This is a genomic window from Halomarina salina (assembly GCF_023074835.1).
Classification (GTDB): domain Archaea; phylum Halobacteriota; class Halobacteria; order Halobacteriales; family Haloarculaceae; genus Halomarina; species Halomarina salina.
The window spans coordinates 66,723-80,980 of sequence record NZ_JALLGW010000006.1 but is presented as its reverse complement, the minus strand read 5'-3'; the positions used below and the strand labels follow the sequence as shown (position 1 = coordinate 80,980).

Here is a 14,258-nt window from a genome sequence, read left to right as displayed (position 1 = left end):
GGAGGGAACGGCCGTCGCCGACAGCTACTGGAGTCGCAGCGAGTGTAGCCCACCGATATCGCGACGGAGAGACGGTAGGTCACGGGGGCGGCACCGATAGCGATATCACGGGGAACGGAGCGTCGAAGGCCGAGAATACGAGGGGGAGAAAACACGAAGAGTCGCCGAGAACTCGACGACCGGTCGAGTGACGGGAGGTGGGGCGCTGAGAGTGAGCGAGTCACCGAGAACAGACCAGTCGCTGCGGACGGCGTAGTCGTCGTGCGGATAGCGCAGTCACTACGGGCGGACCGGTCGGTATCGAGCGAAGAGAGTGCGTCCGGCCAATCGGCCGGACACCGCGTAACGGACACATGACAGGTACGTTCGGTCGGGCGATTCTGGTCTACGGACGAATCTGTTTCCCATCCCGGAGGTCGCGGGCCGTCCCGCAGCTGAGACAGCCGTAGACCTCGTCGGCGTTGTCACCGAAGACACGGACGAACTGTCGCGTGACGAATTCGCCGCAGTTGTTACATCGCCGCTGGGAGTCAGTCGCTTGCGCGGAGTTTACCAGATTCATCGTTCGACACCGACTGAGACGACGGGAGTAACGTCCTTTGCTACCAACTCTATAATCCCGGTTAGTCGTGTTCTACTATCGAAAATTCAGCTATCCATGAGAGAATACAGCCGTCGACAGGCCGGTGAGAGCGTCTACCGAAATGGCAACGAGAGGATAGTACGTTCGAGTGGGAAAGACGGGAGTCGCTGCGGGCTGGAGTCGCGACGGTCCGAACCGGTTCAGCGAACCGCGGTCGCCAGCGTGGCGCTCGCGAACGCGAGCGTCAGGACGGTCGGGAGCCAGAGGCCCGCAGCGGGGAGCACCGACGCCCAGGAGGCGACGGTCAATACCACCGCGAGGCCCGTCACGGCCGCCGGATACTGGACTGCGGTGAACGGCGACTCCTCCTCGGCGTCGACGTCCGTCTCGCCGACCGACAGATAGGGCGCGAGGTCCTCGGTGAGGGCGGTCCGGGTGACCGTTCCGCGGTTCTTGTCGTAGTCGATGACGCCCGCCTCGTCGAGTTTCGGCAGGTGGCACTGGTAGAGCCCGACGTACACGCGCTTGCGCTGTGCCGAAGAGAGTTCGGCGACCGTGATGTCGTTCTCCAGTGCGGCGATGTGTTCGGCGATGCTACCCATGTCGACGCTCTCGTCCTGTTCGAGCAGATACTGGACCGCACGGCGGCGGCGCTCGTTCTGTAGCAGGTGGAAGAGGTCGTCTTTGGCGAGTGTCTCCGGAGCGGCCGTCTCGGCGACGTCCGTCTCGGGGTCGGTCTCGGTCTCGGTCTTCGTGACTCCCGTAGCGTTCATGTGTTCGTGACCTTCACAGTATCCGACTCCAGCATCGGTCTTCAAGGTGGAACCAAAACAGTTTGGTATGGTCTGGCCAGTGGCCGCCCGACGGATGTGATGAACCCTCGACGACACGTTCGAGGACCGCTCTACCGCTTCTATTTGGCGCTTTGGCTGTTAGGGCTTAAATCATTCGGCAATTCAAAGACATTCTCGTTTCGATACTGGTTCGAGAGCGGACCAGGTGGCTCACGGCGGGTCCGGGGAGCGACGGGACACACCGAGTTTCCGGTGAAGCGGTGTTCGGAGAACACGGCCTCGCCGAAACGGGTCCGAGTTGTCGTGACCGATCGTTCGGACAGCCTCCGTATCCGACTGAACGCGATACCCACACCTCGTCGACAGTGTGGTCGGCAGCCTGACCGACCACACACACCACGTTTCCGGTGAAACCCCCACCGCTGTCCCCCTATCAGCGTCGGCGATAGGGGGACCCGTGGGAGTCGTCGCTTCGGTACTCCCGAGTATCACCCGGACGGCTCTCGGTCGATAGGTGGGCGGTATCGGACAGCCCCCCGACCGGTCGAGCAGCGACTCTCGTCACGGTGGACGACTCACCGTCGTTCCAGTAGATCCACTCGAAAGGAGGGTCGGAGGGTGGAGGGAGTCGAGACACACACACCACGTTTCCGGTGAAACGGGGGTCGAGGGGAGGGGGGCGAGCGTGGAGAGCCGTGGGGTCGATGGAAAAAGTCGGGCAGAACGGTCGGTGGACCGGAGCTGCCGATAACGCCCGTCTCCGTCCCTTACGCCGCAGAGTCGCTGATCGGTACGACGACCGATGGGCCAGACGCCTCCAGTCAGCTAACCTCGAACTGCCGTCCCTATGCCGACAGAATATGCATGCTCACGCTGACTGAGAGTTCACTTTCAGTTTCGACTAGCTACCAATCATTAAATACTACACCAGCGAAAAGTCCACCAAGCTAGTTTCATAGTAGTAAGAGAACGACGAGCGTCGTTCGATACGGACTCCTCTTCGACCCGAAGCTACTGTTCGTCGACAGTCGAGATCGTCGGATACTGCGCCCGTCCAGAGCGGTGCCTCTCTCGTCCGGTTTCGACTCCGTCTTGTTTTCCGTCTCTTCGCCGTCTCGCCGTCTCGTGTACCAATCTCGAGGTGCTCCCGGTTCACGTCTCGCCTCGACGAGAGCCCACAGGGACACACCGCGTTTCCGGTGAATCCGAGCGGAGATTCACCACCGACCCCCCTTTCTCGTGGACCGACCCACCCTCTCGGGCGGTTTCACCGGAAACGTGGTGTGCGCGCGTGGATTGTTGTATCGTTCGAGTTCTCACTAACAGTTGGATGTATCATGCTTTCTGTAGTATATTAGTGGACGTGCTGTCTCTTTTCACTTTCACCGGCCTGTAGGGGGAACAGTCAAGACGTTTCACCGGAAACGCGGTGTGTATCCAGATGTCCGACGCCGACGACCTGTTCATCCGGGAGGACCCGGTGTTCGTGAACAAAGAGCTCCTCGAGATCAACCACCTCCCCGACGAGGGGCGTATCGTCGGCCGGGACGAGGAGATCAGCCAGCTCGCAAACGCGGTCAACCCGGCCATCTTCGGCCAGAGCCCGAGCAACGTCCTCATCTACGGGAAGACCGGCACGGGGAAATCGCTCTGTGCGAAGTACGTCTCCGGGCGACTCATCGACACCGCCGAGGAGGAGGGGGTGACGACCGACTTCGCGTACGTCGACTGCGCGCAGGACTCGACGGAGACCCAGGCGGTCCAGACCATCGCGAGCGCGCTCAACCGACCCGACGAGACGGGTATCAACATCCCCGACAAGGGCATCGCGACCGCGACGTACTACAAGCGCCTCTGGGCCATCCTCGACGAGTGTTACGACGTCGTCCTCGTCATCCTCGACGAGATCGACAAGCTCGACAACGACGACATCCTCATGCAGCTCTCGCGGGCGGGCGAGGCAGGGAAGCTCACCAACTGCAAGGTCGGCGTCATCGGCATCTCGAACAAGATCAAGTACAAAGACCGGATGGACGAGCGCGTCAAGTCGAGCCTCTGCGAGCGCGAGTTCGTCTTCCCGCCGTACGACGCCGCCCAGCTGGGCGACATCATGGACGCGCGGTCGGACGCCTTTCGGGACGGGGTCCTGGCCGACTCGGTCATCCCGCGGGCCGCGGCGCTCGCCGCCCGCGAGCACGGAGACGCCCGCAAGGCCATCGACATCCTCCGGTACGCGGGCGAGATCGCGCAGTCGACCGGCGCGGAGGTCGTCCAGGAGGACTTCGTCGTCCAGGCGCGCCAGCGCGCCGAGACCGACCGCTTCCGCGAACTCATCCGCGGGTCGACGCCTCACGCCCGGTACGTGCTCCAGGCGCTGACGCTGCTCTCGCTCAACGAGGGCGACGACGAGGCGTTCCGCACGACGCGCATCTACGAGCTGTACGAGCAGGTCTGCCGCCAGGAAGGGTCGGAGTCGCTGTCGCTGCGCCGGGTCCGCGACCTGCTCAAGGAACACGCCTTCCTCGACGTCATCGAGCAGTCCCGCCACAGCGGCGGGTCCGCCGAAGGGAGCTACACGGAACACCGACTCCTCGAGGACCCCGAGGTCATCCAGAGCGTGCTGATGGACACCGAGTAGGCATCTTATACTCGAAGTAGAGACTCTTTGTCATTGGAGACAATCTCCCGATTTCACCGGAAACGTGGTGTGTACCGCCGATTCGAATCGACGGATCGGTGACCGTCGTCAACCGTCGGTGACAGTCGATAGCCGTTCACGACTGTGGCGTTCGATGGGGGTCGCCGGTCGGAACCGGGTCAGTCGAGGTCGTCGACGACCGCGCGCACGTCGGCGGCGTCCATCCCGTCGAGCGTCTCCAGGCCGTGGCGGACGACCGCGGGGAAGAAGTGGCGGTTCTTCTCGAACTCCTCGTCGTACTCGTACTCGTACTGGACCTTCAGGGTCCCGTAGACCCGCTGGAGTTCGCGCTTCTGGGACTCGGGGAGGTACATGTAGGTCCCGACGCGTTCCTCCTTGACGCTGCCGTCCCCGGCGTCTTCGTCTTCGTTCGCATCCCTCGCGTCGCGCTCGTCGCCGGATGTCTCGGTGGTCTCGTCTGTCGCTGCATCGGTCGCGCCTGCGTCGGCCGGTTCCGTGGCACTCGCCGACTCGTCGACTGACTCGCCCCCCGACTCCCGTTCGCGTTCCTCGGCCTCGGACTGCTGTGCTTCGGCGCGCTCCCGGGCCTTCCCGCGTCGCGAGCGTAGGCGACTCGCGCGGTCGTCGCTCATCGGCGCACCTCCGCGGTCTCCGTCGCTTCCGCGGGGGCGTCGTCGAACCCGAACTGCTCGTCGAGGTTCGCGGCGATGGCGAGGAACGTCTCGGTCATGTCGACCTCGGGGTCGTACTCGAACAGCGAGACGCCCTCTGAGAACGCGCGCTGGAGTGCGACGCGCTTGCGGACCTCCCAGACGGGGATGTCGGGGAACGCCTCGTCGAACCAGTCGAGCATCGTCCGGCCCTCGTTGGTCGACTCGACGCGGTTGGCGACGACGCCGCGCTCGGCGATGGTGATGTCGTAGTCGAGTTCCAGCGACTCGACGTGGTCGAACAGCAGTTCGAGCGCGCGCTTGCTGGTCGACTCGGCGAGCGCCGGGATGAGGACGTTCCGCGTCGCGTGCAGACCGTTGTCGGTGAGGTAGCCGAGGTGTGGCGGACAGTCGACCAGTACGTAGTCGTAGTCGTCCTCGACGGTCTCCAGCGCGAGTGCCAACTGCTCGCCGCCGCGCCGCGAGAGCGTCAGCTCGGGTTCGGCCGCGGTCATGTCGATGTTCGAGGGGACCACGTCCATCTCGGGGTGGTCGCGGACCAGGTCGGGGAACGAGTCACGATGCTCGGGGTCGGTGAGCACGTCGAACAGGCTGGGTGGGTCCTCGTCGTACGCCTCGCGGAAGCCCAGGCCCTCCGTCGCGTTGCCCTGCGGGTCGAGGTCCACGAACAGCACGTCGCGCCCGCGTGCGTTGAGCGCGCCGGCGACGTTGATGCCGACGGTGGTCTTGCCCACGCCACCCTTCTGATTCGAAAATGATAGCTTCGCTGGACCGGCCATACGAACCGGTTTGGACGAGTCGGCTTAACGTTACGTCAGACGCGTACGTGATGGGCGAACTGGTTTTGACGTACAAACTGTCTGAACTACTCGAATCGGGCGAGACACATCGGACGTCACAAGTTCCGTGAATGTCATAGGTACAATATCGCGGCTACAGAGCTGTGGATGGCATTTTCACCGGAAACGTCGTGTGCTGGTCTCGGCGCGCGGTGGGGCTGAGACTGGCGGTACAATCGGGGTTTTCCGGTTCGTCCGTCTCTGGTGGCAAAACTGAACGAACTGTCAAACACGTCAAAACCGTCAAAACTGTCTTGTACGTCTGGTGTGTCCGAACCGAGTGAACCAGCCGAACCGTCCTGTCGCCCCGAACCAGGTGAACCAGCTGGTCTCGCAGGAACCACGCGAACCGAGCCGTCCCGCTCGTTCAGGTCGGCGCTCCGAAGACGCGAGGGATTCGACGCCTAACGGGTTCGACGGTCCGCCGAGTTGCGCGCCTGGACGGGTCGACCGGATGCCTCGCCGACGGGTGAGCTTATGCCGCGTCGGTCGAACGCGCTCGTATGACCGACATCGACGACGTCGCGGACTCGCTGGCCGCGACGCAGGGTAGCCTCGACGACCTCCCCGTCGTCGCGGTCCGCGTCGACGACCCGATGGTGACCGTGGTGCTGGGACTCCCGAGTGGCGACCGGTTCGAGGAGGCGCTGACGATACCGCCCGTCTGGGGGATGAACTGCCGACTGAAGACGCTGCTCGACGCGTACGACCTCGCGCTCGACGACGTCGAGGACCTCGAAGGCGAGACGGTGCCGTGTACGCGGTCGGTCGAGGGGAGCGGTCTCTCGTTCGGGCTCGACCTGGACTCGCTGGCCGAGACCTGACCGGGTGCGGTCGACCGTTCGGCCTCGGCGAACGCCCGCGAACGTGCCGGCGACCACTCACGGACGCGCGGGAGTTAACCGTCGGGCCGCCCTACCGCGGGTATGAGCGAGACGCGACTCGCCACCGTCGGCGGTGGCTGTTTCTGGTGTACCGAGGCGGTGTACAAGGAAGTCGACGGCGTCCACGAGGTCACCTCGGGGTACGCGGGCGGCCACGTCGAGGACCCCACCTACGAGGCGGTCTGTCGGGAGGAGACGGGCCACGCCGAGGTCGTCCAGATCGAGTACGACCCCGCAGTCGTCGACTACCCGGAGATCCTCGCGATCTTCTTCACGGTCCACGACCCGACGACGCTGAACCGGCAGGGGCCGGACGTCGGGAGCCAGTACCGCTCCATCGTCCTCTACCACGACGACGAGCAGCGCGAACTCGCCGAGGAGTACATCGCGGGACTGGAGTCGGAGAACGCCTACGACGACGACATCGTCACCGAGGTCGAACCGCTGGAGACGTTCTACGAGGCCGAGGAGTACCACCAGGACTACTACGAGAAGAATCCCGGCGACGGCTACTGCCAGTTCAACGCCGACCCGAAGATCCGGAAGGTCCGCGAGAAGTTCGCCGCGAACGTCACCCAGTAGTCAGGCCCGCGACGCCGGGTGCCTCGACCGAGCCCGACGCCGGCAGTCTCCGAACGAGTCGGACGCTACTCGTCGGACCGTACTCCTCTCCTCCCGCTCTCGCCGGTGGGACGGAACTCGACGACGGTTCGGACGGTCGTGCGTGGACTGTCCGATTCAGTACCCGTGAACGGCCGCCCCGACCGACCTGTCCGTAGTGGTAACTAACTGGCGGAAAATAAATACAACGGAAGACAGTACGAGGAAAAGTTCAGTAAGCATACAAATATTTATGCGCAGGTGAGTTAACGACGTTCAGTATCATGGAAAGACCCTCTGAGGAATCTAGCGATTCTAGCACCGGTAGCACACAGCAGTCGATCAGCCGACGGTCCGTGCTCGCTTCCGGGGCCGTCCTCGCTGGAACCACTGCGCTCGCCGGCTGTCTCGGCGGCGGTGGTGGCGACGGCGACGGTGGCGACGACGGCAGTGACGGGAACGGCAGCGACGGCGGCGGTAACGGAAGCGGCGGCAACGAGACCAGTAGCGACGGTGGCGGCGGTGGAAGCGGCGAGCCGACGAACGTCGCCATCGTCTCCAGTCCGGCCGGGTTCGACGACAACGCGTTCAACGACCTGGCGTTGCAGGGTCTCCAGACCGCGAGCGAGGAGTACAACATCGAGATCAACCAGGTCGAGGAGACCGAGCAGGCGCAGTACCAGTCGACGCAGGCCAACCTCGCCCAGAGCGGTGACTACGACCTCATCGTGCTGGTGTCGTACAACCACACGGAGGCGCTGTCGCAGAACGCCGTCGACTACCCCGACCAGAACTGGATGCTCATCAACGACTACGTCGACCAGCCCAACGTCGCGGGCTACACCTGGGCGAACCACCAGATGTCGTTCCTCGCGGGCGTGCTCGGCGGGACGATGACCACCGAGGAGCTGACCGGGGGCGGTGGCTCGACCAGGCCCGACACCGCCCAGATCGGCTTCGTCGGCGGCGTCGACGGGTCGCTCATCAACGCGTTCGAGCGGGCGTACGTCGCGGGCGCGGAGTGGGTCAACTCCGATGTCCAGGTCAACGTCGGTTACATCGGCAACTACACCGACACGAGCACGGCGGCCGACATCGCCAGCTCGCAGTACGACGACGGAGCCGACATCGTCTACCACGCTGCGGCGGCGGCGGGTCGCGGCGTGTTCGAGGCGGCCCAGTCGAAGGGCCGCCTCGCCATCGGCGTCGACGCCGACCAGTCACAGACGCTCCCGGACTTCCAGGACGTCATCCTCGGGTCGGCGGTGAAGTTCATCAACGAGGGGACCCGCGAGGTCGCCGCCGCCGTCGCGCAGGACGACTTCAGCAGCGTCGCCGGCCAGAACACCGTCGGCCTCGAGGACGAGGCGGTCGACCTCGTCATCGGGCAGGCCTACGAGGGCCAGCTGCCCGACGTCGTCCAGCAGAACATCGACGAGGCGAAGCAGGGCATCACGAGCGGCGACATCAGCGTCCCCTGCACCGCCTCGGGCTGTAACTGACCGCCGTCGCTCGAACCTCTCTCATGGACATCTACCCGCTCACGTATGGGACGTAACGCCCAGCCCGCCGTCCGACTGGAGGGCATCACCAAGCGCTTCGGTGACGTCGTCGCGAACGACAGCGTCGACTTCACGCTGGACCGCGGCACGGTCCACGCCCTGCTCGGGGAGAACGGGTCGGGCAAGACGACGCTGATGAGCGTCCTCTACGGCCTCTACGAGAAGGACGCCGGGACGGTCGTCGTCGACGGCGAGCCTCGCGAGTTCGACTCGCCTCGCGACGCGATGGACGCTGGCGTCGGGATGATCCACCAGCACTTCCAGCTCGTCGAGCCGATGACGGTGCTCCAGAACGTCATCCTCGGCCACGAGCCGACCGACAACGGGCTGGTCGACGAGTCGGCCGCCCGGGGCGACGTGGTGGACATCTGTGAGCGCTACGACTTCGACGTCGACCAGTACCTCGACACGCCGATCCGGGACCTGGACCTCGGCGCGCGCCAGCGCGTCGAGATCGTCAAGAGCCTCTACCGTGGCGCGGAGGTCCTCGTCTTCGACGAACCGACGGCCGTGCTCACGCCCCAGGAGGTCGACCGGCTGTTCGACGTGATGAACGAACTCACCGCGGCGGGTCGCTCGCTCATCTTCATCACGCACAAGCTCGACGAGGCGCTGGCCGTCGCCGACGACGTGACCGTCCTCCGCGACGGCGAGGCCATCGGGACCGTCGACGCGGCCGACACGAGCGAGCAGGAACTCGCCCGCATGATGGTCGGCCGCGAGGTGCTCACCGAGCGCCGACCCAGAGAGCGCACGCCCGGTCGCCCGATGCTCGACGTCGACGGCCTCCACGTCCAGGGCGACCGCGGCCGCGAGCAGGTGACCGACGTCGACCTCACGGTCCACGAGGGCGAGATTCTCGGTATCGCGGGCGTCCAGGGCAACGGCCAGACCGAACTGGTCGAGGCCGTCACGGGCGTCCGCCCCGTCTCGGCGGGGACGGTCCAGTTCGACGGGCAGGACATCACCGGGATGAGCCGCCGCCGGCGCATCCAGGCCGGTATCGCGTACGTCCCCGAGGACCGCCAGACCGAGGGGCTCGTCCAGGAGTACGACCTCGTGCGCAACGCGCTGCTCGGCAACCAGACCGTCGGGCGGTTCGTCAGCCGACGGTTCGTCGACTGGCCCGCCGTCCGCGACCACGCCGAGGAGATCGTCGACGAGTACGACGTCCAGCCGGGGAACACGGACGCGAGAGCCCGGTCGCTGTCGGGCGGGAACCAGCAGAAGTTCATCGTCGGTCGGGAGATCGAACACGACCCGGACGTGATGGTCGCGGCCCACCCGACCCGCGGCGTCGACATCGGGTCGATCGAGTTCATCCACGACCGCCTCGTCGACCTCCGCGAGGAGGGGCTTGCTATCCTGTTCGTCTCCTCGAAGCTCGAGGAGATCCGGGCGCTCTCCGACCGTATCGCGGTCATGTACGAGGGCGAGTTCATCGACGTCGTCGACCCCGACGAGGTGAGCGACGAGGAGCTCGGCCTGCTGATGGCCGGCCGGACCCTCGACTCGACGGGGGCGACCGACACGGACGCGGACACGCGACCCACCGACGAGCGGCCGGAGGACGAGGGGGTGCGGTCGTGAGCGACGACGGGTCGAGTCGAGCGCGGTCGACACTCGACCGGGCGGCCGACCGAGTGCTCGACCTGACGGTCCTCGAACGGTTGGCCATCGCGACGGCGTCGACGCTCCTCGCGTTGCTCATCGGCCTCGTCATCGTGGCGGCCGCGGGCTACGACCCGGCCGAGTTCCTCGGCGCCATGTTCGAGGGGTCGTTCGGCGACCGCAGCGCGACCGCCCGGTCGCTGAAGTTCGCGACCATCCTCATCCTGACGGGCGTCGCGGTCGCCATCGCGTTCCGCGCGGGCGTGTTCAACATCGGCGTGCAGGGGCAGTTCGTCGTCGGCGGGTTCACGACCATCGTCACCATCCTGTGGCTCGCACCGATGTTCCCCGAGGGTCCGACCGGCGGCGTCCTCCTCATCGGCCTCGGGACGCTGGCGGCCATCGTCACCGCGGGCGCGTACGCCGCGCTTCCGGGGATACTGAAGGCGTACGCCGGCGCGAACGAGATCATCACGACCATCATGCTCAACTTCGTCGCGACCGGCGTCGTCGGCTTCCTCGTCGAGGGACCGTTCCGCGGCGAGGGCAACCGCGCACCGAACACCGCACGCCTTCCCGAGTACGTCTCGTTCCCGCGACTCGTCTACGACAACCCCGACTTCTCGGTCGTCGGGTTCGCCATCGCACTGCTCGTCGTCGTCCTGATCGCGGTGCTCATGGTGCGGACCACGGTCGGCTACGACATGGTGACGAGCGGCTACCAGCAGTCCGCAGCGGCGTACTCGGGCGTCGACGCCAGGCGGACCATCGTGAGCACGATGACCCTCTCGGGGATGGTCGCGGGCGTCGCCGGTGCGGTGTTCGCCATCATGATCCAGGGCTACTACAGCGACCCCGGCGGCATCGGGACGTACGGCTTCGACGCCATCGCGGTGAGCCTGCTGGCGGCGAACAACCCCCTCGGGGTCGTCCCGGCCGGCCTGCTGTTCGGCGGTCTCGACTCCGCCGGCTCCTACATCGGCATCAACACCGACATCCCCATCCAGCTGATCGACGGCATCGCGGGGCTCGTCGTGCTGTTCGTCGCCGCGCCGGAGCTGTTCCGGATGGCGGCGAAGCGAACCGGCCTCGGAGGTGAAGGTCGATGAGTGGCGCGCTCGTGCGCTACAGCGACCGATACCGACTGTTGCTCGGGAGCGCCCTCGCCGTCCTGGCGCTCGGCATCCTCTCGACGACGGTGTTCGACCTGCCGGTCGCCGACATCCTCACCGTCGGCTTCGTCGAGCGTGCCATCCAGGCGTCGTGTCCCATCGCGCTCGCGGCCATCGGCGGCCTCTACGCCGAGAAGAGCGGCGTGTTCAACATCGGGCTGGAGGGGTTCATGATATTCGGCGCGGTCAACGCCGCGGCGGTGACGTTCCTCCTCGGCGGCGAGTCGCCGAGCCAGGGCGACCTCTGGCTCGGAATCGCCGCGGCGACGCTCGTCAGCGTGGTGCTCGGCGTCGCGTTCAGCGTCCTGCTCGTCCGCTACGAGGCCAACCAGATCGTGGCGGGGCTCGCCGTCTGGTTCGTCGGTCTCGGGTTCGGCCCGTTCGTCGCCGTCCTGCTCTGGGGTAACCGGAACAGCCCCGGCCTGGCGAGCATGGCCGACCTCACTATCCCGGTGCTCGCCGACCTGCCGGTGGTCGGCCCGATCCTGTTCGACACCTCGCCGCTGGTGTGGCTCACCGTCCTCGCCGCCGTCGCCGCGTGGGTGCTGCTCTACCGGACGAAGTACGGTTACTGGGTCCAGGCCGCCGGCGAGAACCCGGAGGCGCTCGACACGGCCGGTATCGACGTCGCCCGCGTCCGGTACGTGGCCGTCGTCTTCTCGGCCGCGATGGCGGGCCTCGGTGGCGCCGTCCTCATGGCCCACGCCGGGTCGTTCACGGGCACCGGCGACACGATGGTCAACGGTCGCGGCTGGATCGCCATCGTCGCCTACCTGTTCGGGAACTACAACCCGCTCGGCGCGGCCGCCGCGGCGCTGCTGTTCGGGGGCCTCGACATGCTCCAGATCCAGTTCCAGACGGCGGGTATCGAGCTCCCGAACCGGCTCGTCAACCTGTTCCCGTACGTCGCGGTCATCGTCGTGCTGACCGTCTGGGGCTCGACCCGGATGCCGTCGGCCGTCGGCGAGCACTACGAGAGCGAGGAGTAGGGTCGGCCTCGCTGTGAGGTACCTGCCGTGGGTGCGCTTTTCTCCACAGGAAAACGATGGTCCTCGTCTCGACCGCGTCGCGATTCGTCCGTCCGTTCAGGCCGACTCGATGGCGTCGAGCAGTTCGTCGTAGTCGGGTTCCTCCTCGGCGGGGTCGTCGGCCTCCCACGCGTAGGTGACCGTCCCCGAGTCGTCGAGGACGTACACCGCGCGGTTGGCCGCGCCGTAGAGGCCGAGGTCGGGGGCGTCCATCGACAGGCCGTACTCCTCGATGACGTCGCCGCTCATGTCGCTGACGAGGTCGAACGAGAGGTCCTGCTCGTCGCGGAACGCGTTGAGGCAGAACGGCGAGTCCGCGCTCAGGCCGTACAGCGTCGCGCCCGCGTCCTCGTAGTCGTCGAGGTGGTCTTCGAGCGCGACCATCTCGTTCGAACACGGCGGCGTGAACGCGCCGGGGAAGGAGGCGAGCACGAGCGGCCCGTCGCCGGTGCGCTCCGAGAGCGTGAACTCCTCCGTGTCGCCGGTCGCCACCTTCCGCGTGAAGTCGGGTGCGCTGTCGCCTTCGGATACCATACGTGCTCGAAGGGCCGCGAGCGGTAAACGGGTCGTGCTGGCGGTCGCGCTCGCCGCTGGCGTGAGGGCTATCCCGCTGGGGAACTCACCCGAGAGAGCCGACGAGACCGGCGATTCTTACCGAGTGGGAATCGGGTTTCCGTATTATCTCTTCTAGCTGTCAACGCTAGCGTGTATGTCAGACATCGGTGCCCCCGGAACGGGAATCTCCCGACGACAGTTCCTCGCAGCGACCGGGTCGGTCGGCCTCCTCGCCACGGCGGGGTGTACCACGACCTCCTCGCCCTCCGCACAGGTCGTGAACGCGACCACGGACGGCACTGCGGCCCCCTCGAACCTCCCCTGGACCGGCCGCCCCGAGGTGGTGAACCTCGACGAGCGCAACCACGAGGTGACCATCAAGTCCGTCATGGCGCGCCACGCCATCCACCCCGGCGAGTCGATGGGCGGGCCCATCAACCTCCCCGTGGTCTGGGCGTTCCAGGCCGACGACGGCACGCCGAGCGTCCCCGGTCCCATCCTCCGGACGACGGAGGGGAACGACCTGAAGATCACGCTCGACAACACGGGGATGGAGGTCCCCCACACGCTGCACTTCCACGGCGTCCGCAAGACCTGGGAGAACGACGGCGTGCCGACGACGACCGGCATCACGGTGATGCCCGGCGAGAGTCACACCTACGATATCCCGGCGAACGTCCCCGGGACCCACCTCTACCACTGCCACTACCAGACGCCGATGCACATGGAGATGGGGATGTACGGTATCCTCCGCGTCGACCCCGAGGGGTACGAGGAGGCCGACAAGGAGTACTTCATGACGGCCAAGGAGTGGGACACCCGCCTCTCGCGCCAGCACGGCGGCGAGAACGTCAGCTACGACCTCACGAACCGCCACGCCGACGCGTTCACGCTCAACGGGAAGTCCGCGCCCGCGACGCTCCACCCCGAGACCGGCTCGCCGATCATCGTCGAGTCGGGCGACACCGTCCGCATCCACTGGGTCAACGCGGGGTTCATGAGCCACCCGCTGCACACCCACAACCACCGCTTCCGCGTCGTCGAGAAGGACGGCAGCCCGATGCCCGAGGCGCTCCAGTTCGAGCAGGACGTCCTCAACGTCGCGCCCGCCGAGCGCTACACCGTCGAGTTCGAGGCGGACGCCGACCCCGGCATCTACCTCATGCACTGCCACAAGGTCGACCACGTCCGCAACGGGTCGTCGTACCCCGGCGGGATGCTCAACGCCATCGTCTACGACGAGGCGATGGACACCGACATCTTCCGCTCGCTGATGGAGTACGCGGGCTACGAGGGGTGA

13 protein-coding genes are annotated in these 14,258 nt (G+C 66.1%); 8 read left to right on the top strand and 5 right to left on the bottom strand.

The window, feature by feature from the left end; all coding sequences use genetic code 11:
- Nucleotides 1-385: 385 nt before the first annotated feature.
- Both MX571_RS22950 and MX571_RS21970 read right to left on the bottom strand, forming a co-directional pair.
- Complete coding sequence (locus tag MX571_RS22950; RefSeq protein WP_438267253.1) at nt 386-562, bottom strand: DUF7563 family protein; 177 nt, start codon at nt 560-562, stop codon at nt 386-388.
- Nucleotides 563-783: 221 nt separating this feature from the next.
- Entirely contained in the window at nt 784-1,356 is a 573-nt protein-coding gene (locus tag MX571_RS21970) for a DUF7344 domain-containing protein (protein ID WP_247421868.1), read from the bottom strand.
- Between the two features lie 1,462 nt (nt 1,357-2,818).
- On the opposite strand from MX571_RS21970, the gene MX571_RS21965 reads away from it, so the two are divergent.
- On the top strand, nt 2,819-4,015 hold the full coding sequence (locus tag MX571_RS21965; protein ID WP_247421865.1) for a Cdc6/Cdc18 family protein: 1,197 nt from the start codon (nt 2,819-2,821) through the stop codon (nt 4,013-4,015).
- Nucleotides 4,016-4,194: 179 nt separating this feature from the next.
- On the opposite strand, the gene MX571_RS21960 is transcribed toward MX571_RS21965, so the two are convergent.
- On the bottom strand, nt 4,195-4,668 hold the full coding sequence (locus MX571_RS21960; protein ID WP_247421862.1) for a DUF8160 family protein: 474 nt from the start codon (nt 4,666-4,668) through the stop codon (nt 4,195-4,197).
- Nucleotides 4,665-5,486, bottom strand: a complete 822-nt coding sequence (locus tag MX571_RS21955; protein WP_247421859.1) for a ParA family protein — start codon at nt 5,484-5,486, stop codon at nt 4,665-4,667. The genes MX571_RS21960 and MX571_RS21955 overlap by 4 nt, the downstream gene beginning before the upstream one ends.
- 563 nt (nt 5,487-6,049) lie before the next feature.
- Here MX571_RS21955 and MX571_RS21950 point away from each other — a divergent pair.
- The 6 genes from MX571_RS21950 to MX571_RS21925 all read left to right on the top strand — a co-directional run bounded on the left by MX571_RS21950 (nt 6,050) and on the right by MX571_RS21925 (nt 12,364).
- Nucleotides 6,050-6,370, top strand: a complete 321-nt coding sequence (locus MX571_RS21950; RefSeq protein WP_247421855.1) for a hypothetical protein — start codon at nt 6,050-6,052, stop codon at nt 6,368-6,370.
- Between the two features lie 102 nt (nt 6,371-6,472).
- The gene (gene msrA / locus MX571_RS21945) at nt 6,473-7,012 is read left to right on the top strand and encodes a peptide-methionine (S)-S-oxide reductase MsrA (protein ID WP_247421850.1); all 540 of its coding nucleotides are present in this window, start codon (nt 6,473-6,475) and stop codon (nt 7,010-7,012) included.
- A 374-nt stretch (nt 7,013-7,386) separates the two neighbouring features.
- The gene (locus MX571_RS21940; protein WP_247421846.1) at nt 7,387-8,532 is read left to right on the top strand and encodes a BMP family lipoprotein; all 1,146 of its coding nucleotides are present in this window, start codon (nt 7,387-7,389) and stop codon (nt 8,530-8,532) included.
- 45 nt (nt 8,533-8,577) lie between these two features.
- Entirely contained in the window at nt 8,578-10,182 is a 1,605-nt protein-coding gene (locus tag MX571_RS21935; protein WP_247421843.1) for an ABC transporter ATP-binding protein, read from the top strand.
- The gene (locus MX571_RS21930; RefSeq protein WP_247421841.1) at nt 10,179-11,312 is read left to right on the top strand and encodes an ABC transporter permease; all 1,134 of its coding nucleotides are present in this window, start codon (nt 10,179-10,181) and stop codon (nt 11,310-11,312) included. Before MX571_RS21935 ends, MX571_RS21930 begins: the two co-directional genes overlap by 4 nt.
- Complete coding sequence (locus MX571_RS21925) at nt 11,309-12,364, top strand: ABC transporter permease (RefSeq protein ID WP_247421839.1); 1,056 nt, start codon at nt 11,309-11,311, stop codon at nt 12,362-12,364. Before MX571_RS21930 ends, MX571_RS21925 begins: the two co-directional genes overlap by 4 nt.
- 96 nt (nt 12,365-12,460) lie before the next feature.
- Here the strand turns inward: MX571_RS21925 and MX571_RS21920 are convergent, their stop codons facing one another.
- Nucleotides 12,461-12,937, bottom strand: a complete 477-nt coding sequence (locus MX571_RS21920) for a redoxin domain-containing protein (RefSeq protein WP_247421837.1) — start codon at nt 12,935-12,937, stop codon at nt 12,461-12,463.
- A 175-nt stretch (nt 12,938-13,112) separates the two neighbouring features.
- Here MX571_RS21920 and MX571_RS21915 point away from each other — a divergent pair, with 175 nt between their 5' ends.
- Complete coding sequence (locus MX571_RS21915; RefSeq protein ID WP_247421835.1) at nt 13,113-14,258, top strand: multicopper oxidase domain-containing protein; 1,146 nt, start codon at nt 13,113-13,115, stop codon at nt 14,256-14,258.

What these genes read in the sequence shown, in the direction of transcription:
- MX571_RS21950 (WP_247421855.1), top strand. Translation starts at nt 6,050, where the DNA reads ATGACCGACATCGACGACGTCGCGGACTCGCTGGCCGCGACGCAGGGT.
- MX571_RS22950 (WP_438267253.1), bottom strand. Translation starts at nt 562, where the DNA reads ATGAATCTGGTAAACTCCGCGCAAGCGACTGACTCCCAGCGGCGATGT.
- MX571_RS21920 (WP_247421837.1), bottom strand. Translation starts at nt 12,937, where the DNA reads ATGGTATCCGAAGGCGACAGCGCACCCGACTTCACGCGGAAGGTGGCG.
- MX571_RS21915 (WP_247421835.1), top strand. Translation starts at nt 13,113, where the DNA reads ATGTCAGACATCGGTGCCCCCGGAACGGGAATCTCCCGACGACAGTTC.
- MX571_RS21965 (WP_247421865.1), top strand. Translation starts at nt 2,819, where the DNA reads ATGTCCGACGCCGACGACCTGTTCATCCGGGAGGACCCGGTGTTCGTG.
- MX571_RS21960 (WP_247421862.1), bottom strand. Translation starts at nt 4,668, where the DNA reads ATGAGCGACGACCGCGCGAGTCGCCTACGCTCGCGACGCGGGAAGGCC.
- msrA (WP_247421850.1), top strand. Translation starts at nt 6,473, where the DNA reads ATGAGCGAGACGCGACTCGCCACCGTCGGCGGTGGCTGTTTCTGGTGT.
- MX571_RS21925 (WP_247421839.1), top strand. Translation starts at nt 11,309, where the DNA reads ATGAGTGGCGCGCTCGTGCGCTACAGCGACCGATACCGACTGTTGCTC.
- MX571_RS21935 (WP_247421843.1), top strand. Translation starts at nt 8,578, where the DNA reads ATGGGACGTAACGCCCAGCCCGCCGTCCGACTGGAGGGCATCACCAAG.
- MX571_RS21955 (WP_247421859.1), bottom strand. Translation starts at nt 5,486, where the DNA reads ATGGCCGGTCCAGCGAAGCTATCATTTTCGAATCAGAAGGGTGGCGTG.
- MX571_RS21970 (WP_247421868.1), bottom strand. Translation starts at nt 1,356, where the DNA reads ATGAACGCTACGGGAGTCACGAAGACCGAGACCGAGACCGACCCCGAG.